Genomic DNA, 23,993 nt, shown 5'->3' with positions numbered 1-23,993 from the left:
CTGCCGTTTAGATGCGCTTGGCCTGGGCCACTGCGTTGCCGATGTAGCTGGCCGGGGTCAGCAGCTTGAGCTCGGCCTTGGCGGCGGCTGGCATATCCAGACCGTCGATAAAAGTCTGCAGCGCTTCAGGGCTGATGCCCTTGCCGCGGGTCAACTCTTTGAGCTTCTCGTAGGGGTTCTCGATGGCGTAGCGGCGCATCACGGTCTGGATCGGCTCGGCGAGGACTTCCCAGCAGGCGTCCAGATCAGCGGCGATCCGCGCTTCGTTCAGCTCCAGCTTGCCGATGCCCTTGAGGCTGGCTTCGTAAGCGATAACGCTGTGGGCGAAGCCGACACCGAGGTTGCGCAGCACGGTGGAGTCGGTCAGGTCGCGCTGCCAGCGTGAGATCGGCAGCTTGCTGGCCAGATGCTGGAACAGCGCGTTGGCGATGCCTAAGTTGCCTTCGGAGTTCTCGAAGTCGATCGGGTTGACCTTGTGCGGCATGGTCGAGGAACCGATTTCGCCAGCAATGGTGCGCTGCTTGAAATAGCCCAGGGAGATATAGCCCCAGATATCGCGATCGAAGTCGATCAGGATGGTGTTGAAGCGTGCGATGGCGTCGAACAGCTCGGCGATGTAGTCGTGCGGCTCGATCTGCGTGGTGTAGGGGTTGAACTGCAGGCCCAGGTCGCCTTCGATGAACTGACGCGCGTTGGCCTCCCAGTCGATCTGCGGGTAAGCGGAGAGGTGGGCGTTGTAGTTGCCCACGGCGCCGTTGATCTTGCCCAGCAGCGGTACGGACGCGACCTGAGCGATCTGCCGCTCCAGGCGGTAGACCACGTTGGCCAGTTCCTTGCCCAGGGTGGTCGGCGACGCCGGCTGACCGTGGGTGCGCGAAAGCATCGGCACGTCGGCGAATTTGATCGCCAATTCGCGGATGGCTTCGGCAGTCTGACGCATCAGCGGCAGCAGCACAGTGTCACGGCCTTCACGCAGCATCAGCGCGTGGGACAGGTTGTTGATGTCCTCGCTGGTGCAGGCGAAGTGGATAAATTCGCTGACCTTGTCCAGCTCCGGCAGCTTGGCGGCTTGTTCCTTGAGCAGGTATTCCACGGCTTTAACGTCGTGGTTGGTGGTGCGCTCGATTTCTTTCACGCGCTCGGCGTGCTCGACGGCGAAGTTTTCAGCCAGTTCATTGAGCACGGCGTTGGCTTCGGCGGAGAAGGGCGCGACTTCCGCAACGCCTTCATGGGCGGCCAGACGCTGCAGCCAGCGCACCTCAACCAGGACGCGGAAACGGATTAGGCCGTATTCGCTGAAGATCGGGCGCAGGGCGCTGGTTTTGCCGGCATAGCGGCCATCAACGGGGGAAACCGCGGTGAGCGAGGAGAGCTGCATAGGGGCGTTCTCGGGCAGTCGGGCTAAGAGACTATCTAGTATCTGCTGCGCGTCGGCCCTGCTGCGTTGAAAACAGACTCGGAATGCTCATGTACAAAAGTACACTCCGCTTCCTCGCCTGTTTTCGCCTTGCATGACTCTAGCTCGCGAGATACTAGACAGCCTCTGTTGAAAAGGGCGCATATCATACATGAAATCGCCAGTTTTATTGCGATTGGCTGCGACCGTTCAGCCGCGCTTGCTTCGCGCAATCGACAGCAGACTGGCGCTGAAAATCAGCGCCGCGCCAATCAATGAAGTCACGTCCGGTGTCTCGCCCCAGCGCAACCAGGCGAGCACCCCGGCGAAGACAATCGCCAGGTAGGAGAAGGGCCCGATCAGGCCCGGCGGTGCCAGGCCGTAGGCCTTGGACATGATGATCTGGCTGGCGGTGGCCAGCAGGCCGATAAACAGCAGCAGCTTGAGTTCGGCAGTTGCCAGCGGTTGCCAGGCCCAGGCCAAGGGGATGGCGGAAACCAGCGCGCTGAACAGCGAGAAATAGAAGACGATGCGAAAGGCCGGCTCGGTGTCGCTCATCTCGCGGATCGACACGAAGGCGAAAGCCGCCAGGATGCTTGCGGCCATGCCGATCAGGGTCTGGCTGTCGAGCAGGGCGGCGGAGGGTTTGGCCACCAGTAGCACGCCAAACAGGCCGACGGTGGTGGTCAGCAGCATGCGTCGGGTCAGGGGCTCCTTGAGCCACCACCAGGCAATCAGCGGGGTGAACAGCGGCGCGGAGTAGGTGAACAGCATGGCGTCGGCCAGCGGCAGGTGGGCGATGGCGTAGAAGAAGCAGTACATCGCCGTGAGGCCGTAGACGGTACGCCACAGGTGCGATTTGATTCGAGTGGTTTTAAGCGGTCGGACGCCCCTGAGCAGGAGCAGCGGCAGAAAGAACAGCACGCCCACCAGGCTGCGGAAGAACACCACCGACTCGGTGTTGACGCTGGCGGACACCTCGCGGATAGCCGCGCCCATCAGAGCGAATAGCAGGGCCGAAAGGGCCAGCAATACGGCCCCCTGCAGTGGTTTTACCGAGCGGCCTGTCACCCGCGCAGCAGCGGGTAGAGTTCCTTGAGCAGCTTGCTGCGGCTGAACACCAGTTGCCAGCGGTGCCCGCCCAGTTGTCGCCACAGGCGCGCCGAGCGGATGCCGGCCAGCAGCAGGGCGCGAATCTTCGCGGCATTGTTGGCTTGCTGCAGGTGGCGCGAGTCGCCCTGAACCTGGATGCGCTGACGGAAAGTGCTGATGGTGTCCTGATACAGGCTGCCGCAGTTGGCAATCACGTTTTCATGAGTCGGGCCGAAGTGCTCGACCTGCTGCTGGACCTGGTCCAGGCGGCTGCCCATTACCTGCAGCATGTCGTCGCGCTTGTTCAGCTGCCGTTCCAGTGCCAGCAATGCCAGGGCATAGCGCAGCGGGTCGCGTTGCAGGCTGGCCGGGTCGCGTTCCAGGGCACTGACCAGGGCGCGGTAGCCGTCGCGCAGGTTGAGGTCGCTGCCGCCGTACACATCCAGGGTGCCTGGCGGGTTGCGCACCAGCAGGCTGCCAATCAGGCAGGCCACTGCGGGCTCACTCACCTGGCCGGTGCGGGCGAGCTTGTCGACCAGCACTGCGGACTCGAATACCGCGCCCAGCGCGATTAGCTGCTCCTGGGTCGGGCTCATTGTTGCGGCTCCTTGCTGCTCCAGGGCTCGGCCACTTCGATCACGCCGCCGCCCAGGCACACCTCGCCCTCATAGAACACCACGGACTGCCCTGGGGTAACCGCGCGCTGCGGCATGGCGAAGACCGCGCGATAGCCGCTGGCGGTCTTTTCCAGGGTGCAGGCCTGGTCGCCCTGGCGATAGCGCACCTTGGCGGTCAGTTGGCGCGGGCTGCTCAGGTCGATGGGGTTGACCCAGTAGATCTCCGAGGCGAGCAGGGCGCGGGAGAACAGCCAGGGGTGTTCGTTGCCCTGGCCGACCACCAGCACATTGCGCTCGAGGTCCTTGTGCAGCACATACCAGGGTTCATCGCTGGCGTCTTTCAAGCCGCCGATGCCCAGGCCCTGACGTTGGCCAATGGTGTGATACATCAGGCCGTGGTGGCGGCCGATAACTTCGCCTTCGGTGGTCTCGATATTACCCGGTTGGGCCGGCAGGTACTGCTTGAGGAAGTCACTAAAGCGCCGCTCGCCGATAAAGCAGATGCCGGTGGAGTCCTTCTTCTTCGCGGTGGCCAGCTCATATTTCTCGGCAATCGCCCGCACTGCCGGTTTCTCCAGTTCGCCGACCGGGAACAGGGTTTTGGCGATCTGCTCGCCGCCCACTGCATGCAGGAAGTAGCTCTGATCCTTGTTCGGATCGAGGCCCTTGAGCAGCTCGGTGCGCCCGTCGATATCGCGGCGGCGCACATAGTGGCCGGTGGCGATCAGGTCGGCTCCGAGCATCAGCGCATAGTCGAGAAAGGCTTTGAACTTGATTTCGCGGTTGCAGAGGATGTCCGGGTTGGGCGTGCGCCCGGCCTTGTATTCGGCGAGGAAGTGCTCGAACACGTTGTCCCAGTACTCGGCGGCGAAGTTGGCGGTATGCAGCTTGATACCGATCTTGTCGCACACGGCCTGGGCATCGGCCAGGTCGTCCATGGCGGTGCAGTATTCGGTGCCGTCGTCCTCGTCCCAGTTCTTCATAAACAGGCCTTCGACCTGATAGCCCTGTTCGAGCAGCAGCAGGGCGGAAACGGAGGAGTCGACGCCGCCGGACATGCCGACGATTACGCGCTGAGTAGTTGGATCTGGCATGGGGATACTGGGCACAGGGTTGAAAAGAGCGCGATTCTAGCAGGCGCAGAGGGGTGGCCGTTAATCGCGGATCAGGCTCAGGGGAAAACACTGACCGCTCAGGTAATCGTCAATGCAGCGCAACACCAGCTCACTGCGCCAGCGTTCGGGTTGTGCGGCCAGTTCGTCGCGGCTTAGCCAGCGCGGCCCGATAATGCCGTCATCCAGCGGATAGTCAGGCCGTTGTTGCAGCGCTTTGGCGGCAAAGCACACGCGCTGGTAAGTAATGCCATTGCTCGGCGCGGTGTATAGATAGATGCCAGTAACGCCGGTCAGCTCGACATCCCAGCCGGTTTCTTCGAGGGTTTCGCGCAGGGCGGCCTGGAGCAGGCTTTCGTTGGCCTCCAGGTGCCCGGCAGGCTGGTTGAACACGGCCCGGCCTTCGGCCATTTCTTCAACCAGCAGAAAACGGCCCCGGTCTTCGATGACCGTGGCCACGGTGATATGCGGCTGCCACTGCATGAAAGTGCTACCTGCTTATGAGAAAGGGCGATCTTATCCTGATTCTCACTGCCCTGAATGCACAAACCCCGGCGCGGGGCCGGGGTTTGTGCTGTTGCAGCGCCCAAGGGGCACTGGGTGTTTAGACCAGGGCGGACAGCGCGGCGTTGAAAGTCGTGCTTGGACGCATGACCTGGCTGGTCAGCTGCGGGTTGGAGCGGTAGTAGCCGCCGATGTCCACGGGCTTGCCCTGTACGGCGCTGAGTTCGGCAACGATGGTTGCTTCGTTCTCGCTAAGGAGTTTTGCCAGTGGCGCGAACTGCGCCTGCAGCTCTGGATCTTCCTGCTGTGCGGCCAGTTCCTGAGCCCAGTACAGGGCCAGGTAGAAGTGGCTGCCGCGGTTGTCCAGTTCGCCGGTCTTGCGCGATGGCGACTTGTTGTTGTCCAGCAGCTTGCCGGTGGCCGCGTCGAGGGTGGTGCCCAGGAGCTTGGCTTTCGGGTTGTTGGTCTTGATCCCGGTTTCTTCCAGGGAAACCGCCAGGGCCAGGAATTCGCCCAGCGAGTCCCAGCGCAGGTGGTTTTCTTCGATCAGCTGCTGCACGTGCTTGGGCGCGGAGCCGCCAGCACCGGTTTCGTACATGCCGCCGCCGGCCATCAGCGGAACGATAGAGAGCATCTTGGCCGAGGTGCCCAGTTCCATGATCGGGAACAGGTCGGTCAGGTAGTCGCGCAGTACGTTGCCGGTCACCGAAATGGTGTCCTGGCCGCGGATCAGGCGCTCCATGCTCACGCGAATGGCCTGGTTGTAGTCCATGACGCGAATGTCCAGACCGGTCAGGTCGTGTTCCTGCAGGTAGGCTTCAACCTTCTTCTGCAATTCGCGGTCGTGGGCGCGCTCCGGGTCGAGCCAGAAGATCGCCGGGGTGGCGGACTGACGGGCGCGGGTGACGGCCAGCTTGACCCAGTCGCGGATCGGCGCGTCCTTGGTCTGGCAGGCGCGCCAGATGTCGCCGGCTTCGACTTCATGCTGCATCAGCACAGTGCCGTCGGCTGCGACGACGCGCATGATGCCGTTTTCGGTCAATTCGAAGGTCTTGTCGTGGGAGCCGTATTCTTCGGCTTTCTGCGCCATCAGGCCGACGTTCGGTACGCTGCCCATGGTGGTCGGGTCGAACGCGCCGTTGGTTTTGCAGAAGTTGATCATTTCCTGGTAGATGCGGGCGTAGGTGCTCTCCGGCATCACCGCCTTGGTGTCCTTGAGCTTGCCGTCCTTGCCCCACATCTGCCCGGAGCTGCGAATCATTGCCGGCATCGAGGCGTCGACGATTACGTCGCTAGGGATGTGCAGGTTGGTGACGCCCTTGACCGAGTCGACCATGGCCATTTCAGGGCGATGGCTGTAGCAGGCGTGGATGTCATCGAGAATTTCTTCCTGGCGCGAGGCGGGCAGGGACTTGATCTTGTCGTAGACACTGCTGATGCCGTTGTTCGGGTTGACGCCCAGCTCCTTGAACAGCTCGCCGTATTTGTCGAACACGTCCTTGTAGTAGACGCTGACGGCGTGACCGAAGACGATCGGGTGGGAGACCTTCATCATGGTCGCCTTGACGTGCAGGGACCACATCACGCCGGTTTCCTTGCAGTCCTGCAGGGTCTTCTCGAAGAACTCGCGCAGCTTGCGGCAGCTCATAAACATGCTGTCGAAGACTTCGCCTTCCTGCAGGGCGAGCTGCTTCTTGACCACGGCCTGGCCGTTCTTGCCTACGAATTCGATGCGCACGTCACCGGCCTTGGCCATGGTGATCGACTGCTCGCTGGAGAAGAAATCGCCGCCGCGCATATAGTCAGCGTGGGACTGCGACGCCATGCTCCACTTGCCCATGGAGTGCGGATGCTTGCGCACGAAAGCCTTGACGGCTGCAGGTGCGCGGCGGTCAGAGTTGCCTTCACGCAGCACAGGGTTTACCGCACTGCCGAGCACCTTGCTGTAGCGAGCGCTGGCTTCTTTCTCGGCATCAGTTTGCGGATCTTCCGGGAGGTTCGGGATGTTATAGCCCTGGGCCTGCAGCTCGGCGATTGCGCCTTTGAGCTGCGGCACCGAGGCGCTGATGTTCGGCAATTTGATGATGTTGGCGTCTGGCGAGGTGGCCAGCACGGCCAGCTTGGCGAGATCGTCGTCGATCTGCTTGTCGGCATCCAACTGGTCGGCAAAGCTTGCAAGGATGCGGCCTGCAAGAGAGATGTCGCGGGTTTCGACGGCAATGCCAGCAGAGGCTGCGAAGGCTTCTACAATAGGAAGAAGCGAATAGGTCGCAAGGGCTGGGGCTTCGTCGGTGAAGGTATAGATGATCTTCGAAGGGGTGGACATTTGGAATTAACTCTCTTCTTCGCTGAGCGTGCACAAACGCCCGACATGCGCAGGTAGGCGCCGAGGTTCGTGTGAACGAACCCGCAGTCGAGGTTTTGCCGCGGTGATGTTGGATGCACCAGTAGAGTGTCGAGTATTTCGAGCCGCGCGAATCGCGGTGGCAATTCGACGGATTCAAGAGGCAGGCACCTCGCTGAGGTAGCCTGCTCCTTATGACCTGTTAGTCATCGAGGCAGTATACCACTGCGGCAGCGCGCCGCAGAATGCCCAGGCACATAAGACCAACGAACATATGGTTTCGCCCGATTCAAGTGGGTTACTCTCGGGCGATATGACTGTTTTAACCACGAGACGGAGTCCAGCATGGGATACCAAAAGATCCAGGTGCCAGCAACCGGTGACAAAATCACCGTTAATGCCGATACATCCCTGAACGTACCGAACAACCCGATCATCCCGTATATCGAAGGTGACGGTATCGGCGTCGATATCAGCCCGGTCATGATCAAAGTGGTTGATGCGGCGGTCGAGAAGGCCTATGGCGGCGAGCGCAAGATTTCCTGGATGGAGGTCTATGCCGGCGAGAAAGCCACTCAGGTCTACGATCAGGACACCTGGCTGCCTCAGGAAACCCTGGATGCGGTCAAGGATTACGTCGTTTCCATCAAGGGCCCGCTGACCACGCCAGTCGGTGGCGGTATCCGCTCCCTCAACGTTGCCCTGCGTCAGCAGCTCGACCTGTACGTCTGCCTGCGCCCGGTGCGCTGGTTTGAAGGCGTGCCAAGCCCGGTGAAGAAGCCAGGTGATGTCGATATGACCATCTTCCGCGAGAACTCGGAAGACATCTACGCCGGTATCGAGTGGAAAGCCGGTTCCCCGGAAGCGACCAAGGTCATCAAGTTCCTCAAAGAGGAAATGGGTGTTACCAAGATTCGTTTCGACGAAAACTGCGGTATCGGCGTCAAGCCGGTTTCCAGAGAAGGTACTCGCCGCCTGGCGCGCAAGGCCCTGCAGTATGTGGTCGATAACGACCGCGACTCGCTGACCATCGTGCACAAAGGCAACATCATGAAGTTCACCGAAGGGGCCTTCAAAGAGTGGGCCTACGAAATTGCCGCTGAAGAGTTCGGCGCAACCCTGCTTGATGGCGGTCCGTGGATGCAGTTCAAGAATCCGCGCACTGGCAAGAACGTCATCGTCAAGGACGCTATCGCCGACGCCATGCTGCAGCAGATCCTGCTGCGTCCGGCCGAATACGATGTGATCGCGACCCTCAACCTCAACGGTGACTACCTGTCCGACGCCCTGGCGGCCGAAGTGGGCGGTATCGGTATCGCGCCGGGTGCCAACCTGTCCGACACCGTGGCCATGTTCGAGGCCACCCACGGCACCGCGCCCAAGTACGCTGGCAAGGACCAGGTAAACCCGGGTTCTCTGATCCTTTCCGCGGAAATGATGCTACGCCATATGGGCTGGATTGAAGCGGCCGATCTGATCATCAAGGGCACCAATGGCGCTATTTCGGCCAAGACCGTGACCTATGACTTCGAGCGTCTGATGGACGGTGCCAAGCTGCTGTCCTGCTCGGAATTCGGCGATGCATTGATCTCGCATATGTAAGCGAGCTGCTTTAACGCTCCGTGACGACGACCTCCAGGGTGGTCGCCATGGGGCGGTAGCCGAATAAAGAAGGCTATGTACCAATTAAGTGTTGCCAGCAGTGCTGGCGGGTGCTGTGAAACCCGTAGGAGCGGCCTTGGCCGCGATGTTTTTCTATTGCGCCGCGATTCGCGGGCAAGCCCGCTCCTACAAGGGCTGAGCATGTCGACAACAGCCAACTCAGACATAGCCATAAAGAAAGGCCGGTCAATTGACCGGCCTTTTTGTGGGTAAGCAATAACCCGGTAAGTCAGACTTCTACCGTTGCGCCCTGGGGCTGCTTGACCGCAGCCGGGGTGTCAGTGGCGGCAGTGGCCGCGCTGATATTGACGGCGTGGAGTCCTTTAGGACCTTGAATAATATCGAAGCTTACTGGCTGACCCGCTTTCAGCGTTTTATAGCCGTCCATCTGGATAGCCGAGTAATGGGCGAACAGGTCCTCATCTCGACCGTCGGCGACGATGAATCCATAGCCTTTGGCGTTGTTGAACCACTTGACCTTACCGCTAACCATGCTGATATCCCTCTGCAAAGGACTCCATCACTGGAGTATCATCCACTTAAATTCCACACATAGACTGGCATCACGCTGGTGATGTGGAACCCCTTATACCCCTGACAGGGTATTTATTGTTTGTAACACTGTTTTGCCGATAGTCAAGGCAATGCTGCATCTGGCTGAGAAGCCGTTCAAGCTCTGCCTGACATCTCCTTTTCGCCTATCAACGAACCCTATTCACCATGCATGCACGTAGCCAGATTCGACTAACATTCAATCAGGATCGCCCTGCAGAGCATGAGGACGATTCCTTCGGTGTCGCCGTTCAGGAGTCCAAGCCGGCATTGCAGGCACCTCCTATGTATAAAGTGGTCATATTTAACGATGACTACACGCCCATGGATTTTGTGGTCGAGGTTCTCGAGGTTTTTTTCAACCTGAATCGAGAGCTGGCGACCAAGCTCATGCTGACCGTTCATACCGAAGGACGAGCAGTGTGTGGAGTGTTTACCCGCGATATTGCTGAAACCAAGGCTACGCAGGTGAATCAATATGCGAGAGAGAGCCAGCATCCGCTACTCTGTGAAATAGAGAAGGACGGTTAACGCCGGCCGCTTGGGCATGAGGTGAAGCTATGTTAAATCGAGAGCTCGAAGTCACCCTCAATCTGGCTTTCAAGGAGGCTCGCACCAAGCGTCATGAATTCATGACGGTTGAGCACCTCCTGCTGGCGCTTCTGGATAATGAAGCCGCGGCAAGCGTGTTGCGCGCCTGCGGTGCCAATCTGGATAAATTGCGGCATGACCTGCAAGAATTTATCGACTCCACCACACCACTGATTCCTCAGCACGATGAAGAGCGCGAAACTCAGCCAACCCTGGGTTTTCAGCGGGTATTGCAGCGCGCGGTATTCCACGTGCAAAGCTCGGGCAAGCGTGAAGTGACCGGAGCCAACGTGCTGGTGGCCATCTTCAGCGAACAGGAAAGCCAGGCGGTGTTCCTGCTCAAGCAGCAGAGCGTCGCGCGGATTGATGTGGTCAACTTTATCGCCCATGGCATCTCCAAGGTGCCGGGCCATGGTGGCCATTCCGAAGCTGAGCAGGAAATGCAGGACGAAGAGGGTGGTGAACCCTCCGGCTCCAGCAATCCGCTGGACGCCTATGCCAGCAACCTTAATGAACTGGCTCGGCAGGGGCGCATCGACCCACTGGTCGGCCGCGAGCTGGAAGTCGAGCGGGTTGCGCAGATCCTCGCGCGCCGGCGCAAGAACAACCCGCTGCTGGTCGGCGAGGCCGGCGTGGGTAAAACCGCGATTGCCGAAGGCCTGGCCAAGCGTATCGTCGACAACCAGGTGCCCGACCTGCTGGCTGACAGCGTGGTCTACTCCCTGGATCTGGGGGCGTTGCTGGCGGGCACCAAATACCGCGGCGACTTCGAGAAGCGCCTCAAGGCGTTGCTCAACGAGCTGCGCAAGCGGCCGCACGCCATTCTGTTTATCGACGAGATCCACACCATCATCGGGGCCGGCGCGGCATCCGGCGGGGTGATGGACGCCTCCAATCTGCTTAAGCCGATGCTCTCCTCGGGTGAGATTCGCTGCATAGGCTCCACCACCTTCCAGGAGTTTCGTGGCATTTTTGAGAAGGATCGCGCCCTGGCGCGGCGCTTCCAGAAGGTCGATGTGGTCGAGCCGTCGGTGGAAGACACCATCGGCATTCTGCGAGGCCTCAAGGGGCGCTTCGAGCAGCATCACAGCATCGAGTACAGCGATGAGGCGCTGCGTGCAGCGGCCGAGCTGGCCTCGCGTTATATCAATGACCGGCATATGCCGGACAAGGCCATCGACGTGATCGATGAAGCGGGTGCCTATCAGCGCCTGCAGCCGGTGGAAAAACGCCTGGCGCGCATTGATGTGGCGCAGGTCGAGGATATCGTGGCGAAAATTGCCCGTATTCCGCCAAAACATGTCAGCAGCTCGGATAAAGAACTACTGCGCAACCTTGAGCGTGACCTGAAGCTCACGGTGTTTGGCCAGGACGCTGCGATTGACTCGCTGTCGACCGCGATCAAGCTGTCGCGTGCAGGGCTCAAGGCACCTGACAAGCCTGTAGGCTCCTTCCTCTTTGCCGGCCCTACGGGTGTTGGTAAAACTGAAGCTGCTCGCCAGCTGGCCAAGGCCATGGGGGTTGAGCTGGTTCGTTTCGACATGTCCGAGTACATGGAGCGTCACACGGTTTCGCGCCTGATCGGTGCACCGCCGGGCTATGTCGGCTTTGATCAGGGCGGTCTACTAACTGAGGCCATCACCAAAACACCGCACTGCGTATTGCTGCTCGATGAAATCGAGAAGGCTCACCCGGAAGTCTTCAACCTGCTGCTGCAGGTGATGGACCACGGCACCCTGACCGACAACAACGGGCGCAAGGCGGATTTCCGCAATGTGATCGTGATCATGACCACCAACGCGGGTGCCGAGACGGCTGCGCGGGCTTCTATTGGTTTCACTCACCAGGATCACTCATCCGATGCCATGGAAGTGATCAAGAAGAGCTTCACGCCGGAGTTCCGTAACCGTCTGGACACCATTATCCAGTTCGGCCGCCTGAGCCACGAGGTGATCAAGAGCATCGTCGACAAGTTCCTCACCGAGCTGCAGGCGCAGCTGGAGGACAAGCGGGTCATGCTCGAGGTCAGCGATGCGGCGCGTAACTGGTTGGCGGAGCAGGGCTACGACGTACAGATGGGGGCTCGGCCGATGGCGCGCCTGATTCAGGACAAGATCAAGCGTCCGCTGGCGGAGGAGATTCTGTTCGGCGAGTTGTCCGAGCATGGTGGCGTGGTGCATGTCGATATCAGCGATGGTGAGCTGACCTTCGACTTTGAAACCACGGCGGAAATGGCCTGATCCACATCACTAAGCAACAAAAACGCCCGGCAATGCCGGGCGTTTTCATTTGCAGCCTGGGTTAACTTGCCGTCAACTGTCGTTTGCCTTGATCGGGCTCCTGACAGTTGACCTGCGTGATTAACGGGCGCGGTAGGTGATACGACCCTTGCTCAGGTCATAAGGTGTCAGCTCAACGCGAACCTTGTCACCAGTCAGAATGCGGATGTAGTTCTTGCGCATCTTTCCGGAGATGTGCGCGGTAACGACGTGCCCATTTTCCAACTCCACACGGAACATGGTGTTGGGCAGGGTGTCGACGACAGTGCCTTCCATTTCGAAGCTGTCTTCTTTCGACATGCAGTAAAGCCCTCGGTATCCAATGAATGGCCCGGTGCAACTGGCGCCAGGCAAAAGCGGCGTGCATTGTGCCCGAAAATTGGGGTTTGCGCCAAGGGCTTCAGATAAGGCTGACCCAACGTTGATTTACGAAGAGTTCAATCGGCCGATATTGGGTCTTGTAGTTCATCTTGCGGCAGTTCTTGATCCAGTAACCCAGGTAGACGGCGTGTAGGCCCAGGCGGGCGGTTTCGGCGATTTGCCAGAGAATGGCGAAGCGGCCCAGGCTGCGTCGTTCCTCATTAGGATCGTAGAAGGTGTAGACCGCGGAAAGCCCGTTGGGCAGCACGTCGGTGACCGCGATGGCGAGCAGGCGGCCTTGGTGGCGGAACTCGTAGAAGCGGGAAAATGCCAGGTCACGGACGAGAAAGGTCGAAAATTGTTCGCGGCTGGGCGGGTACATGTCGCCATCGGCATGGCGTTGCTCGATATAGCGCACGTAGAGGCTGTAATACTCTTCGGTGAAAGTTGGGCGCACTGGGCGTACCTGAAGGTCCTGGTTGCGCTTGAGAATGCGCCGCTGCTGGCGATTGGGGATGAACTGCGCTGCGGGGATACGTGCCGGCATGCAGGCGGTGCAGCGCTGGCAGTGCGGGCGATAGAGGTGCTCGCCGCTGCGCCGAAAGCCCATTTCCGAAAGCTCAGCGTAAACCTCCGCGTCCATGGGCTGGCTGGGGTCGAGGAACAGGGTGGTGGCTTGTTCATCGGGCAGGTAGCTGCACGGGTGCGGTTGAGTGGCATAAAACTTCAGGCGGGCCAGCTCGGTCATGATCGGCTCTCGGGATCAGTCTTATTCAAGTGTATGCCAGGCAGGCAAACTCGCCTAGGCAACCCAGTCGGCTTGACTGGCCTGATCGAGATGGCGACGCAGATAAGCGGCGAACTGCTGGCGGGAGATGGCTCTGGCACCGAAGTTGTGCAGGTGCTGTGTCGGCATCTGGCAGTCGATCAGCACGAAGCCCCAGGCTTTGAGGTGTTGTACCAGGGTGGCAAAGCCCACTTTGGAGGCATTGTCGGCGCGACTGAACATCGACTCGCCGAAAAACAGCTGGCCCATGGCCAATCCGTAGAGGCCGCCGACCATTTCCTCGCCCTGCCAGACCTCGACTGAATGGGCGATGCCGCGCTTATGCAGCTCCAGGTAGGCGGCTTGCATTGGTGTGGTGATCCAGGTGTCCGCGGCGTAACTGCGCGGTGCGGCGCAGGCCTGGATGACCTCGGTGAAGGCCTGGTCGAAGGTGACTCGGTAGCGGCCCTGGCGCAATAGCTTGGCGAGGCTGCGGGAGAGGTGCAGTTCTTCGGGAAGCAAAACAGTGCGTGGGTCAGGCGACCACCAGAGAATCGGCTGGCCTTCCTGAAACCAGGGAAAGCAGCCGTGGCGGTAAGCCTGGATCAGGCGTTCGGGGCTCAGGTCGCCGCCGGCGGCGAGCAGTCCGTTGGGATCGCGCAGCGCCTTGTCGAGGGGCGGAAAATCCAGTGAATCGCGTTGTAGCCAGGTCAGCATGAGGCGCGGCCGGAGGAGGGTAGGGCGGTCGCTAAGTGGCCGCCCTTAAGGCTATCAGTTGTCGTCGAGGAACTTCTCGACGTCGAGTGCCGCCATGCAGCCTGCGCCGGCCGAGGTGATGGCCTGGCGATAGACGTGGTCGGCCACATCGCCAGCGGCGAAGACGCCTTCGATGCTGGTGGCGGTGGCATTGCCTTCGTTGCCGCCCTTGATCAGCAGATAGCCGTCACGCATTTCCAGCTGGCCCTGGAACAGCTCGGTATTGGGCTTGTGCCCGATGGCGATAAACACGCCGGCCAGCGGCAGGTCCTTGGTCACGCCGGTCTGGGTGTCTTTCAAGCGTGCGCCGGTCACCCCGGTGTTGTCGCCCAGCACTTCTTCCAGCGCATGATTCCAGTGCAGCACCACGTTGCCGTTGGCCGCCTTGTCGAACAGCTTGTCCTGAAGAATTTTCTCGGAACGCAGCTTGTCGCGACGGTGCACCAAGTGCACTTCCTTGGCGATATTGGCCAGATACAGCGCTTCTTCAACGGCGGTGTTGCCGCCGCCGATCACGGCGACCACCTGGTTACGGTAGAAGAAGCCATCGCAGGTGGCGCAAGCCGACACGCCCTTGCCGGAAAAGGCTTCTTCCGACGGTAGGCCCAGGTACTGGGCGGATGCGCCAGTGGCAATAATCAGGGCGTCGCAGGTATAGGTGCCGCTGTCGCCCTTGAGGGTAAAGGGGCGCGACTGCAACTCGGCGGTATGGATGTGGTCGTAGACAATCTCGGTTTCAAAGCGCTCGGCATGCTTCTGCATGCGCTCCATCAGGGCTGGGCCGGTCAGGCCTTCGACGTCGCCCGGCCAGTTGTCCACTTCGGTGGTGGTGGTGAGCTGACCGCCAGGCTGAATGCCGGTGATCACCACGGGCTTGAGATTGGCCCGGGCGGCATAGACGGCGGCGCTATAACCGGCGGGGCCAGAGCCCAGGATGATCAGGCGTGAATGCTTGACTTCGCTCATAAAAACACCTCATAAGCCTTTGTCACAAAAGAGAATGCATGCTCCAATTGAGCCGCACGGAAGATGTTGGCGGATATGCTACACCGAAGCAGGTGGCGAGCGGGAGTCGAGCGCCGTTGCCCAATTGCCGCGGGCGATTGCGTGGCACGGCGCGGCTAAACCCGTACAATCGGCGCTTGCTCCGCCTTTAACCAATTATTCGGCGCCCCGGCGCAGGAACAGATGCGTTTTGAAGAACTCTAGCCCAACCGCACAAGCCCCCGTCTGGCGTCAGCAATTGCCTTACCGACTCAAGGAGGGGGCGCTGATCGGCCTGGGTGCACTCTGCCTTTACCTGTGGATGGCGCTGCTGACCTACGATGCGGCCGACCCAGGCTGGACCCATACCAGCAATGTCGAGCAGGTGCACAATGCCGCCGGGCGTGCCGGTGCCTGGTTCGCCGATATCCTGTTTATGGCCCTGGGTTACTTCGCCTACCTGTTCCCGCTGTTGCTGGGGGTAAAGACCCTGCAGGTGTTCCGCGCCCGTCATCAGCCCTGGCAGTGGAGCGGCTGGCTGTTCTCCTGGCGCCTGATCGGCCTGGTGTTCCTGGTGCTTTCGGGCGCTGCGCTGGCTTATATCCATTTTGATGCAAACACCTCCATGCCGGCCTCTGCCGGTGGCGCTCTAGGTGAAAGTATCGGAGAGCTGGCCACTGCTGCGCTCAACATACAGGGCAGTACCCTGCTGTTTATCGCGCTGTTTCTCTTCGGTCTGACCGTATTTACCGACCTGTCCTGGTTCAAGGTGATGGATCTGACCGGCAAGATCACCCTGGACCTGTTCGAGCTGATCCAGGGCCTGAGCAATCGCTGGTGGAATGCCCGGGTCGAGCGCAAACAGCTGGTCGCCCAGTTGCGCGAGGTTGATGAGCGCGTCACCGAGGTGTCTGCCCCCATCGTGCTTGATCGCCGCGAGCAGGCCCGGGTCAAGGAACGCTTGATCGAGCGCGAGGAATCGCTGAGCAAACATATGAGCGAGCGAGTCAATCGCCCGGCTCCGCAAATCACCCCGCCGGCCGCGCCCAAGGCGGCCGAGCCGAGCAAGCGAGTGCTGAAAGAGAAACAGGTCAATCTGTTCGAAGACAGCGCCCTGGCCGGCAGTCTGCCGCCTATCTCGATTCTCGATGTGGCGGAAAAGATCCAGAAGAAGTATTCCCCCGAGTCCCTGGAGGCCATGTCGCGGCTGGTGGAGATCAAACTCAAGGAGTTTGGTGTCGAGGTCATCGTCGAGTCCGTGCATCCGGGGCCGGTGATCACCCGCTTCGAGATTCAGCCGGCCGCCGGGGTCAAGGTCAGCCGTATCTCCAACCTGGCCAAGGACCTGGCGCGCTCGCTGGCGGTGATCAGCGTGCGGGTGGTGGAAGTGATCCCGGGCAAGACCACCGTCGGTATCGAAATCCCCAACGAAGACAGGCAGATCGTGCGCTTCTCTGAGGTGCTGTCGTCGCCCGAGTATGATGATGCCAAGTCGCCGGTGACCCTGGCCCTGGGCCATGATATTGGCGGCAAGCCGGTGATTACCGACCTGGCGCGCATGCCACACCTGCTGGTCGCCGGTACCACCGGTTCCGGTAAGTCGGTGGGGGTTAACGCGATGATCCTGTCGATCCTGTTCAAATCCACGCCGGAAGAGGCGCGGTTGATCATGATCGACCCGAAGATGCTCGAACTGTCGATCTACGAAGGCATTCCGCACCTGCTCTGCCCGGTGGTGACCGACATGAAGGAGGCCGCCAACGCCCTGCGCTGGTCGGTGGCCGAGATGGAGCGGCGTTACAAGCTGATGTCGAAGATGGGCGTGCGCAACCTGGCCGGCTTCAACCGCAAGGTCAAGGATGCCGAAGAGGCCGGCGAGCCGCTCTCTGACCCGCTGTACAAGCGCGAAAGCATGCACGACGAAGCGCCGCTGCTGAAAACCCTGCCGACCATCGTAGTGGTGGTCGACGAATTCGCCGACATGATGATGATCGTCGGCAAGAAGGTCGAAGAGCTGATCGCACGTATCGCGCAGAAGGCCCGTGCGGCGGGTATCCACCTGATTCTCGCGACCCAGCGGCCGTCGGTGGACGTGATTACCGGCCTGATCAAGGCCAATATCCCGACCCGTATGGCCTTCCAGGTATCGAGCAAGATCGACTCGCGCACCATCCTCGATCAGGGCGGTGCCGAACAGCTGCTCGGCCATGGCGACATGCTCTATATGCCGCCGGGCACCGGTTTGCCGATTCGCGTGCACGGTGCCTTCGTTTCCGACGAGGAAGTGCATCGCGTGGTCGAGGCCTGGAAGCAGCGCGGCACGCCGGATTACATCGAAGATATCCTGGCCGGTGTCGAAGAAGCCGGCAGCGGCTTCGATGGCAGCAGCGGTGAAGGCGGCAGTGAAGACAGCGAGGCGGACCCGCTCTATGACGAAGCGGTCAATTTCGTTCTGGAAAGCCGCCGCGCGTCAATTTCCTCGGTGCAGCGCAAGCTGAAGATCGGCTATAACCGCGCCGCGCGAATGATCGAAGCCATGGAGATGGCCGGTGTGGTGACCTCAATGAACACCAATGGCTCCCGTGAGGTCATAGCTCCAGGCCCCAATCGCGATTAACGCTTCAATCCCTGTTGATAAGGAGTCCCATGCGCCTGATTCGCATGTTGTTGCTGACAGTTTTGAGTTTTTCCAGTGTGGCCGCCGTGGCCGACGATTCGCTTGCCGTGCAGCGTCTGACCGAGTTGCTCAACCAGGCGCAAACCATCAGTGCGCGCTTTTCCCAGCTGACCCTGGACGGCAGCGGCACCCAGTTGCAGGAAACCGCCGGCCAGCTGGCGCTCAAGCGCCCTGGCCTGTTCCGCTGGCACACCGATGCGCCGATGGAGCAGCTGCTGGTCTCCAATGGCGAAAAAGTCTGGCTGTATGACCCGGATCTTGAGCAGGTCACCATCCAGACCCTGGATCAGCGCCTGACCCACACCCCGGCCCTGCTGTTGTCCGGTGACGTGTCGAAGATCAGCGAGAACTTCGAGATCAGCCACAGCGAAAGTGGCAATGTGGTCGATTTCATTCTCAAGCCAAAATCCAAGGACAGCCTGTTCGACAGCCTGCGTCTGTCGTTCCGCAACAAGGTGCTCAACGATATGCAGCTGATCGACAGCATCGGTCAGCGCACCAATATCCTGTTCCTCGGGGTGAAGATGAATGAGGCGCTGGATGACGGCCTGTTCACCTTCGATGTTCCCGAAGGCGCGGACGTGATTCAAGAGTAGAGCGCCCTACAGCAAGAGGCTTTAACCCCGTCATGGATCTGTTTCGCAAGGCTCCCGTTGCCCAGCCGCTGGCCGCCCGCCTGCGCGCTGCCAGCCTGGACGAGTATGTCGGTCAGGAGCACTTGCTGGCGCGCGGCAAGCCGTTGCGCGAAGCCCTGGAGCAGGGTGCACTGCACTCGATGATCTTCTGGGGCCCGCCAGGCGTCGGCAAGACCACCCTGGCGCGGCTGCTGGCGCAAGTCTCCGATGCGCATTTCGAGACGATTTCTGCGGTGCTCTCCGGGGTCAAGGAGATTCGTCAGGCCGTGGAAGTGGCGCAGCAACACGCCGCGCAATATGGCCGCCAGACCATCCTGTTTGTCGATGAAGTGCACCGCTTCAACAAGTCGCAGCAGGATGCCTTCTTGCCCTACGTGGAAGACGGCACGCTGATCTTTATCGGTGCCACCACGGAAAATCCTTCTTTCGAGCTGAACAACGCCTTGCTCTCACGGGCTCGCGTGTACGTGCTGAAAAGCCTGGATGAGACCGCGCTGCGCAAGCTGGTCGATCGCGCCTTGAGCGACCCGAAAGGCCTGGGCGAACGCCAGCTGACCCTGCCGGAAGAAAGCTTCAAGATTCTCCAGGCCGCCGCCGATGGTGACGGCCGGCGCTTGCTCAATTTTCTGGAAAACGCCGCCGACCTGGCCGAAGACGGCAGCGAGATCGGTAGCGAACTGCTGCTCAATCTGCTTGGCGATACCCGTCGGCGCTTCGACAAGGGCGGCGAAGCCTTCTACGACCAGATATCGGCGCTGCACAAATCCGTGCGCGGCTCCAGCCCGGACGGTGCGCTGTACTGGTTTGCGCGCATGCTCGATGGTGGCTGTGATCCGCTGTATATCGCCCGACGCGTGGTGCGCATGGCCAGCGAAGACATCGGCAATGCCGACCCGCGGGCGCTGACTCTGTGTCTTAACGCCTGGGATGTGCAGGAGCGCCTGGGCAGTCCCGAGGGCGAGCTGGCCGTGGCCCAGGCGATTGTCTATCTGGCCTGCGCGCCGAAAAGCAATGCGGTCTACAACGCCTTCAATGCCGCCATGCGCGATGCCGCCGAACATGGCTCGCAGGAAGTCCCGCTGCATCTGCGCAACGCCCCGACCAAGCTTCTGAAGGAGCTGGGCTATGGCGACGAATACCGCTACGCCCACGATGAGCCCGATGCCTATGCGGCAGGCGAGGATTACTTTCCCGACACCTTCGAGCCACGCGAGTACTACCAACCGGTGCCGCGTGGTCTGGAGCTGAAGATTCGCGACAAGCTGCAGCACTTGAAAAACCAGGACCGCAACAGCCCTCGCCAGCGGAGAAAACCATGATTCGCGTGGCCATGGCGGTTGCGCTCGGTGGTGCTGTGGGTTCTGTGCTGCGCTTTCTTACCGCCAGCTGGGTGGTGGCGCAGTGGCCACGACATTTCTACCTGGGCACCTTCACCGTCAATATTGTCGGCTGCCTGCTGATCGGTCTGTTGTCCGGCCTGTTTCTGCTGCGCAGCGACCTGCCAATCGAATTGCGTAGCGGCCTGATCATCGGCCTGCTCGGCGGCTTTACCACCTTTTCCTCCTTCAGCCTTGAGCTGCTCAAGCTGTTTGAAGGTGGCCGCCACAATGAAGCCTTTGCCTACCTGCTGTGCAGCGTGATCGGCGGCGTGCTCGCCGTCTGGGGCGGATTTGCCCTGGCGCGTCTCTACCAGTAGCCGCGCCAGCTAACGCGTGGTGTGGCACCCAACCCTGTTAAAGCCTTAAACTGCGCGGCATTGCGCGGCATTGCGCGTCATGGCCAAGGCCATGCAAACCCTTGTGATGTGTTGAGACCAGAACATGCTTGATTCCAAACTCGTTCGTATCCAGCTCCATGAAGTGGCCGAGCGCCTGGCCGCCCGTGGCTTTGTCCTTGATGTTGCGCGCTTCGAAGCGCTCGAAGCCCAGCGCAAGACCGTGCAGACCCGCACCGAGCAGTTGCAGGCCGAACGCAACAGTCGCTCCAAATCCATTGGCCAGGCCAAGCAGCGCGGTGAGGACATTGCGCCGTTGTTGGCGGAAGTGGACCAGATGGGCAGCGATCTGGAGCAGGGCAAGCGTGAGCTCGACAGCATTCAGAGCGAGCTCGACAACCTGCTGCTGAATATCCCCAATCTGCCGCATGAGTCGGTACCGGTCGGCGCAGATGAAGAGGGCAACGTTGAGGTCTCGCGCTGGGGCACGCCGCGCAGCTTCGATTTCCCGATTCAGGATCATGTGGCTCTGGGCGAGAAATACGGCTGGCTGGATTTCGAAACCGCGGCCAAGCTGTCCGGTGCGCGCTTTGCTTTGCTGCGCGGCCCTATCGCTCGTATGCACCGCGCTCTGGCGCAATTTATGATCAACCTGCACACCGGCGAGCATGGCTACGAAGAAGCCTACACGCCGTATCTGGTGCAGGCTCCGGCGCTGCAGGGCACCGGTCAACTGCCAAAATTCGAGGAAGACCTGTTCAAGATCAGCCGCGAAGGTGAAGCCGATCTGTACCTGATCCCAACCGCCGAAGTGTCGCTGACCAATATCGTCGCCGGCGAAATTCTCGATGCCAAGCAACTGCCGCTGAAACTGGTGGCCCACACCCCGTGTTTCCGCAGCGAAGCCGGCGCATCCGGCCGTGATACCCGCGGCATGATCCGTCAGCACCAGTTCGACAAGGTCGAGATGGTGCAGGTCGTCGAGCCGAGCAAATCCTTCGAAGCGTTGGAAAGTCTGACCGCCAACGCCGAGCGCGTGCTGCAGCTGCTTGAGCTGCCGTACCGCAAGCTGGCGCTGTGCACTGGTGATATGGGTTTCGGTGCGGTTAAGACCTACGACCTGGAAGTCTGGGTGCCGAGCCAGGACAAGTACCGCGAGATTTCTTCGTGCTCCAACTGCGGCGACTTCCAGGCGCGCCGTATGCAGGCGCGCTACCGCAACCCGGAAACCGGCAAGCCCGAGCTGGTGCACACCCTCAACGGCTCTGGCCTGGCGGTGGGCCGTACCCTGGTCGCGGTGCTGGAGAACTACCAGCAGGCCGATGGCAGTATCCGTGTGCCTGAGGTGCTTAAGCCCTATATGGGCGGCATCGAAGTAATCGGCTAACAGGCAATTCGGCTGCACAATACGGGGTGGCGATGGCCGCCCCGTTTTTTTACCTCTGGCGAGATTGACCCATGGACTTCCTTCCCCTGTTCCATAAATTGCAGGATCGCCTGGTGCTGGTGGTCGGCGGTGGCGAAGTGGCGTTGCGCAAGGCGCGTCTGCTGGTCGATGCCGGGGCGCGTCTGCGGGTGGTCGCCCCCGAGGTTCGGGCCGAGCTGCAGAGCCTGGCCGGCGACGGCGGGTTTTTCCTGCGTGGTTACCAGCCGGAAGACTTGCAGGGGGTGGCACTGATCATCGCCGCCACCGACGACGAGCCGCTGAATGCCGAGATTTCTCGCCAGGCCCAGGCTTTGGGGCTGCCGGTCAATGTGGTGGATGCGCCGAAGCTGTGCAGCGTGATCTTCCCGGCCATCGTCGACCGCTCGCCGCTGATCATCGCCGTCACCAGTGGTGGCGACGCGCCGGTGCTGGCACGCCTGATTCGCGCCAAGATCGAGACCTGGATTCCCGCCACCTACGGTCAGCTGGCCGGCCTGGCCAAGCGTTTTCGCGCTCAGGTCAAAGGCTTGTTTCCCGATGTGCAGCAACGCCGGGTGTTCTGGGAAGACGTGTTCCAGGGTCAGATCGCCGAAAGCGTGTTCGCCGGTAAGCAGCAGGAAGGCGAGCGCCTGCTCGAGGAAAAGATCGCCGGTATTGCACCGCGCGCCTTGGGTGAGGTGTATCTGGTGGGGGCCGGGCCGGGCGATCCGGATCTGCTGACCTTCCGCGCCTTGCGCCTGATGCAGCAGGCCGATGTGGTGCTCTACGACCGCCTGGTGGCACCGGCCATCATCGAGCTGTGCCGCCGTGATGCCGAGCGTATCTATGTCGGTAAGCAGCGTTCGGCGCATGCACTGCCCCAGGAACAGATCAATCAACGCCTGGTCAGCCTGGCCAAAGAAGGCAAGCGCGTGCTGCGTCTGAAGGGCGGCGACCCCTTTATCTTCGGTCGCGGCGGTGAGGAAATCGAAGAGCTGGCGGCCCACGGCATTCCCTTTCAGGTGGTGCCGGGCATTACTGCGGCCTCTGGCTGCGCCGCCTATGCCGGGATTCCGCTGACCCACCGCGACCATGCGCAGTCGGTTCGCTTCGTCACCGGCCACCTCAAGGACGGCAGCTGCGATTTACCCTGGGCGGAACTCACCGCTGCCAGCCAGACCCTGGTGTTCTATATGGGCCTGGTCGGCTTGCCGATGATTTGCCAGCAACTGATTGCCCATGGACGCGCCGCTGAGACCCCGGCCGCGCTGATCCAGCAGGGCACCACGCAGAACCAGCGGGTGTTTACCGGCACTTTGGCGAATCTTCCGCAACTGGTGGCCGAGCATGAGGTGCACGCGCCAACCCTGGTGATCGTCGGCGAGGTGGTGCAGTTGCGGGAAAAACTGGCCTGGTTCGAAGGCGCTCAAGCTGGCGTCTGATTCTGCCTGTCTGACGAGCGCCGTTTAGCGCCGCACAACGCCTTTGCCCGGTAGGCGGGCGCGATCATGCGGGCGGTCAAAGTCCAGAGCCGGACCGCTTGGCACTATGCCGCTGGGGTTGAGATTGCGGTGGCTGCCGTAGTAATGCTGCTTGATGTGCTGCAGGTTTACCGTCTGCGCCACGCCGGGCCATTGGTACAGCTCGCGTAGCCAGTTGGAGAGCTGCGGGTAATCCTCAATACGCCGCAGGTTGCACTTGAAGTGGCCGTAATACACGGCATCGAAGCGGATCAGGCTGGTAAATAACCGCCAGTCGGCTTCTGTCAGGTATTCGCCGGTTAGGTAGCGTTGTTCGCCGAGCCGTGTTTCCAGTGCGTCCAGTTCGGCGAACAGCTCGATAAAGGCTTCCTCGTAGGCGGCCTGGGTGGTGGCGAAACCGGCGCGGTACACCCCGTTATTGATGGCGGGATAGATGCGCTGGTTGAGCGCTTCGATCTCGCCTCGCAGGGCGGTCGGGTAGAAATCCAGGGTATTGCCGGTCAGCTCGTCGAAAGCCGAGTTGAACATGCGGATGATTTCCGCGGACTCATTGCTGACGATGCGTTGCTGCTGTTTGTCCCATAGCAGGGGCACGGTTACCCGTCCGCTGTACTGGGCGTCGTCGGCGCTGTAGCGCTGATGCAGGTACTCGAAGCCACCCAGAGAGTCGCCGGTGGAGCCGTGGCTTTGGTCGAATGTCCAGCCGTGCTCGGCCATCAGCCAGCTGACGACCGATACATCGATCAACTTATCCAGGCCCTTGAGTTGGCGCAGAATCAGGGTGCGGTGGGCCCAGGGGCAGGCGAGGGAGACATACAGGTGGTAGCGCCCGGCCTCTGCCTTGAAGTTGCCTTCACCGCTGGGGCCAGGGCTGCCATCGGTCGTGATCCAGTGACGGCGCTGGGCGTTTTCGCGCTGGAAGCGGCCGTCTGCGGCGGTGTCGTACCACTGGTCATGCCAGCGTCCTTCGATCAACAAGCCCATAGTCGATTCCTCTGGCGTGCACTGAGGCAATCAGTCTAACTGGTTTGAATCGATAGAAAGGCGGAAAAAGTTGCCCTGGTAT

21 protein-coding genes are annotated in these 23,993 nt (G+C 60.8%); 9 read left to right on the top strand and 12 right to left on the bottom strand.

Translation table 11 applies throughout. The annotated features are described in order from the left end of the window. Nucleotides 1-7: 7 nt before the first annotated feature. The 6 genes from purB to VMP31_RS11360 all read right to left on the bottom strand — a co-directional run bounded on the left by purB (nt 8) and on the right by VMP31_RS11360 (nt 7,047). The gene (purB, locus tag VMP31_RS11385; protein ID WP_325507144.1) at nt 8-1,378 is read right to left on the bottom strand and encodes an adenylosuccinate lyase; all 1,371 of its coding nucleotides are present in this window, start codon (nt 1,376-1,378) and stop codon (nt 8-10) included. 228 nt (nt 1,379-1,606) lie between these two features. Further along, nucleotides 1,607-2,467, bottom strand: a complete 861-nt coding sequence (locus VMP31_RS11380; protein ID WP_325507142.1) for a DMT family transporter — start codon at nt 2,465-2,467, stop codon at nt 1,607-1,609. Then, nucleotides 2,464-3,084 carry a high frequency lysogenization protein HflD gene (gene hflD, locus VMP31_RS11375; RefSeq protein ID WP_325507140.1) on the bottom strand — a complete coding sequence of 207 codons (621 nt, stop codon included), beginning with the start codon at nt 3,082-3,084 and terminating at the stop codon, nt 2,464-2,466. Before hflD ends, VMP31_RS11380 begins: the two co-directional genes overlap by 4 nt. Further along, nucleotides 3,081-4,199, bottom strand: a complete 1,119-nt coding sequence (gene mnmA, locus VMP31_RS11370) for a tRNA 2-thiouridine(34) synthase MnmA (protein WP_325507138.1) — start codon at nt 4,197-4,199, stop codon at nt 3,081-3,083. The genes hflD and mnmA overlap by 4 nt, the downstream gene beginning before the upstream one ends. Before the next feature lie 60 nt (nt 4,200-4,259). After that, nucleotides 4,260-4,700 carry an NUDIX hydrolase gene (locus tag VMP31_RS11365; RefSeq protein ID WP_325507136.1) on the bottom strand — a complete coding sequence of 147 codons (441 nt, stop codon included), beginning with the start codon at nt 4,698-4,700 and terminating at the stop codon, nt 4,260-4,262. Between the two features lie 121 nt (nt 4,701-4,821). Then, entirely contained in the window at nt 4,822-7,047 is a 2,226-nt protein-coding gene (locus VMP31_RS11360; RefSeq protein ID WP_325507134.1) for an NADP-dependent isocitrate dehydrogenase, read from the bottom strand. A 363-nt stretch (nt 7,048-7,410) separates the two neighbouring features. On the opposite strand from VMP31_RS11360, the gene icd reads away from it, so the two are divergent. Then, nucleotides 7,411-8,667: an NADP-dependent isocitrate dehydrogenase gene (gene icd, locus VMP31_RS11355; protein WP_325507132.1), complete on the top strand. Its 1,257-nt coding sequence runs from the start codon at nt 7,411-7,413 to the stop codon at nt 8,665-8,667. A gap of 289 nt (nt 8,668-8,956) precedes the next feature. Here icd and cspD read toward each other — a convergent pair whose 3' ends face one another. After that, entirely contained in the window at nt 8,957-9,220 is a 264-nt protein-coding gene (gene cspD / locus VMP31_RS11350) for a cold shock domain-containing protein CspD (protein WP_325507130.1), read from the bottom strand. Between the two features lie 227 nt (nt 9,221-9,447). Here cspD and clpS point away from each other — a divergent pair, with 227 nt between their 5' ends. Then, entirely contained in the window at nt 9,448-9,810 is a 363-nt protein-coding gene (gene clpS / locus VMP31_RS11345; protein ID WP_325507128.1) for an ATP-dependent Clp protease adapter ClpS, read from the top strand. A gap of 29 nt (nt 9,811-9,839) precedes the next feature. Further along, a complete protein-coding gene (clpA, locus tag VMP31_RS11340) occupies nt 9,840-12,110 on the top strand; it encodes an ATP-dependent Clp protease ATP-binding subunit ClpA (protein WP_325507126.1) in 2,271 nt (756 codons plus the stop codon). Nucleotides 12,111-12,230: 120 nt separating this feature from the next. Here the strand turns inward: clpA and infA are convergent, their stop codons facing one another. The 4 genes from infA to trxB all read right to left on the bottom strand — a co-directional run bounded on the left by infA (nt 12,231) and on the right by trxB (nt 14,997). Further along, nucleotides 12,231-12,449: a translation initiation factor IF-1 gene (infA, locus tag VMP31_RS11335; protein WP_002553999.1), complete on the bottom strand. Its 219-nt coding sequence runs from the start codon at nt 12,447-12,449 to the stop codon at nt 12,231-12,233. A 100-nt stretch (nt 12,450-12,549) separates the two neighbouring features. Continuing rightward, a complete protein-coding gene (locus VMP31_RS11330; protein WP_325507121.1) occupies nt 12,550-13,257 on the bottom strand; it encodes an arginyltransferase in 708 nt (235 codons plus the stop codon). A 54-nt stretch (nt 13,258-13,311) separates the two neighbouring features. Next, complete coding sequence (gene aat / locus VMP31_RS11325; protein ID WP_325507119.1) at nt 13,312-13,992, bottom strand: leucyl/phenylalanyl-tRNA--protein transferase; 681 nt, start codon at nt 13,990-13,992, stop codon at nt 13,312-13,314. Nucleotides 13,993-14,046: 54 nt separating this feature from the next. Next, entirely contained in the window at nt 14,047-14,997 is a 951-nt protein-coding gene (trxB, locus tag VMP31_RS11320; protein WP_325507117.1) for a thioredoxin-disulfide reductase, read from the bottom strand. Nucleotides 14,998-15,226: 229 nt separating this feature from the next. Between trxB and ftsK the strand changes: the two genes are divergently transcribed. The 6 genes from ftsK to cysG all read left to right on the top strand — a co-directional run bounded on the left by ftsK (nt 15,227) and on the right by cysG (nt 22,888). Further along, nucleotides 15,227-17,632 carry a DNA translocase FtsK gene (gene ftsK, locus VMP31_RS11315; RefSeq protein WP_325507115.1) on the top strand — a complete coding sequence of 802 codons (2,406 nt, stop codon included), beginning with the start codon at nt 15,227-15,229 and terminating at the stop codon, nt 17,630-17,632. Nucleotides 17,633-17,661: 29 nt separating this feature from the next. Then, nucleotides 17,662-18,288, top strand: a complete 627-nt coding sequence (gene lolA, locus VMP31_RS11310; RefSeq protein ID WP_325507113.1) for an outer membrane lipoprotein chaperone LolA — start codon at nt 17,662-17,664, stop codon at nt 18,286-18,288. Nucleotides 18,289-18,320: 32 nt separating this feature from the next. Continuing rightward, a complete protein-coding gene (locus VMP31_RS11305; protein WP_325507111.1) occupies nt 18,321-19,646 on the top strand; it encodes a replication-associated recombination protein A in 1,326 nt (441 codons plus the stop codon). Continuing rightward, entirely contained in the window at nt 19,643-20,023 is a 381-nt protein-coding gene (crcB, locus tag VMP31_RS11300) for a fluoride efflux transporter CrcB (protein ID WP_325507109.1), read from the top strand. Before VMP31_RS11305 ends, crcB begins: the two co-directional genes overlap by 4 nt. 124 nt (nt 20,024-20,147) lie before the next feature. After that, nucleotides 20,148-21,428, top strand: a complete 1,281-nt coding sequence (serS, locus tag VMP31_RS11295; protein WP_325507107.1) for a serine--tRNA ligase — start codon at nt 20,148-20,150, stop codon at nt 21,426-21,428. Between the two features lie 71 nt (nt 21,429-21,499). Next, entirely contained in the window at nt 21,500-22,888 is a 1,389-nt protein-coding gene (gene cysG, locus VMP31_RS11290) for a siroheme synthase CysG (protein WP_325507104.1), read from the top strand. A gap of 24 nt (nt 22,889-22,912) precedes the next feature. Here the strand turns inward: cysG and VMP31_RS11285 are convergent, their stop codons facing one another. Further along, nucleotides 22,913-23,911 carry a glutathione S-transferase family protein gene (locus VMP31_RS11285; RefSeq protein WP_325507102.1) on the bottom strand — a complete coding sequence of 333 codons (999 nt, stop codon included), beginning with the start codon at nt 23,909-23,911 and terminating at the stop codon, nt 22,913-22,915. Nucleotides 23,912-23,993: the final 82 nt, after the last annotated feature.

Source organism: Pseudomonas sp. (genome assembly GCF_035512415.1).
GTDB lineage: Bacteria > Pseudomonadota > Gammaproteobacteria > Pseudomonadales > Pseudomonadaceae > Aquipseudomonas.
The sequence above is the reverse complement of the archived record's forward strand: the minus strand, read 5'-3'. Positions and strand labels throughout refer to the sequence as shown.

Bases quoted from the DNA above. Each gene is read 5' to 3' on its own strand.
- purB (WP_325507144.1), bottom strand. From the start codon at position 1,378: ATGCAGCTCTCCTCGCTCACCGCGGTTTCCCCCGTTGATGGCCGCTAT.
- hflD (WP_325507140.1), bottom strand. From the start codon at position 3,084: ATGAGCCCGACCCAGGAGCAGCTAATCGCGCTGGGCGCGGTATTCGAG.
- mnmA (WP_325507138.1), bottom strand. From the start codon at position 4,199: ATGCCAGATCCAACTACTCAGCGCGTAATCGTCGGCATGTCCGGCGGC.
- VMP31_RS11365 (WP_325507136.1), bottom strand. From the start codon at position 4,700: ATGCAGTGGCAGCCGCATATCACCGTGGCCACGGTCATCGAAGACCGG.
- VMP31_RS11360 (WP_325507134.1), bottom strand. From the start codon at position 7,047: ATGTCCACCCCTTCGAAGATCATCTATACCTTCACCGACGAAGCCCCA.
- icd (WP_325507132.1), top strand. From the start codon at position 7,411: ATGGGATACCAAAAGATCCAGGTGCCAGCAACCGGTGACAAAATCACC.
- cspD (WP_325507130.1), bottom strand. From the start codon at position 9,220: ATGGTTAGCGGTAAGGTCAAGTGGTTCAACAACGCCAAAGGCTATGGA.
- clpS (WP_325507128.1), top strand. From the start codon at position 9,448: ATGCATGCACGTAGCCAGATTCGACTAACATTCAATCAGGATCGCCCT.
- clpA (WP_325507126.1), top strand. From the start codon at position 9,840: ATGTTAAATCGAGAGCTCGAAGTCACCCTCAATCTGGCTTTCAAGGAG.
- infA (WP_002553999.1), bottom strand. From the start codon at position 12,449: ATGTCGAAAGAAGACAGCTTCGAAATGGAAGGCACTGTCGTCGACACC.
- VMP31_RS11330 (WP_325507121.1), bottom strand. From the start codon at position 13,257: ATGACCGAGCTGGCCCGCCTGAAGTTTTATGCCACTCAACCGCACCCG.
- aat (WP_325507119.1), bottom strand. From the start codon at position 13,992: ATGCTGACCTGGCTACAACGCGATTCACTGGATTTTCCGCCCCTCGAC.
- trxB (WP_325507117.1), bottom strand. From the start codon at position 14,997: ATGAGCGAAGTCAAGCATTCACGCCTGATCATCCTGGGCTCTGGCCCC.
- lolA (WP_325507113.1), top strand. From the start codon at position 17,662: ATGCGCCTGATTCGCATGTTGTTGCTGACAGTTTTGAGTTTTTCCAGT.
- VMP31_RS11305 (WP_325507111.1), top strand. From the start codon at position 18,321: ATGGATCTGTTTCGCAAGGCTCCCGTTGCCCAGCCGCTGGCCGCCCGC.
- crcB (WP_325507109.1), top strand. From the start codon at position 19,643: ATGATTCGCGTGGCCATGGCGGTTGCGCTCGGTGGTGCTGTGGGTTCT.
- serS (WP_325507107.1), top strand. From the start codon at position 20,148: ATGCTTGATTCCAAACTCGTTCGTATCCAGCTCCATGAAGTGGCCGAG.
- cysG (WP_325507104.1), top strand. From the start codon at position 21,500: ATGGACTTCCTTCCCCTGTTCCATAAATTGCAGGATCGCCTGGTGCTG.
- VMP31_RS11285 (WP_325507102.1), bottom strand. From the start codon at position 23,911: ATGGGCTTGTTGATCGAAGGACGCTGGCATGACCAGTGGTACGACACC.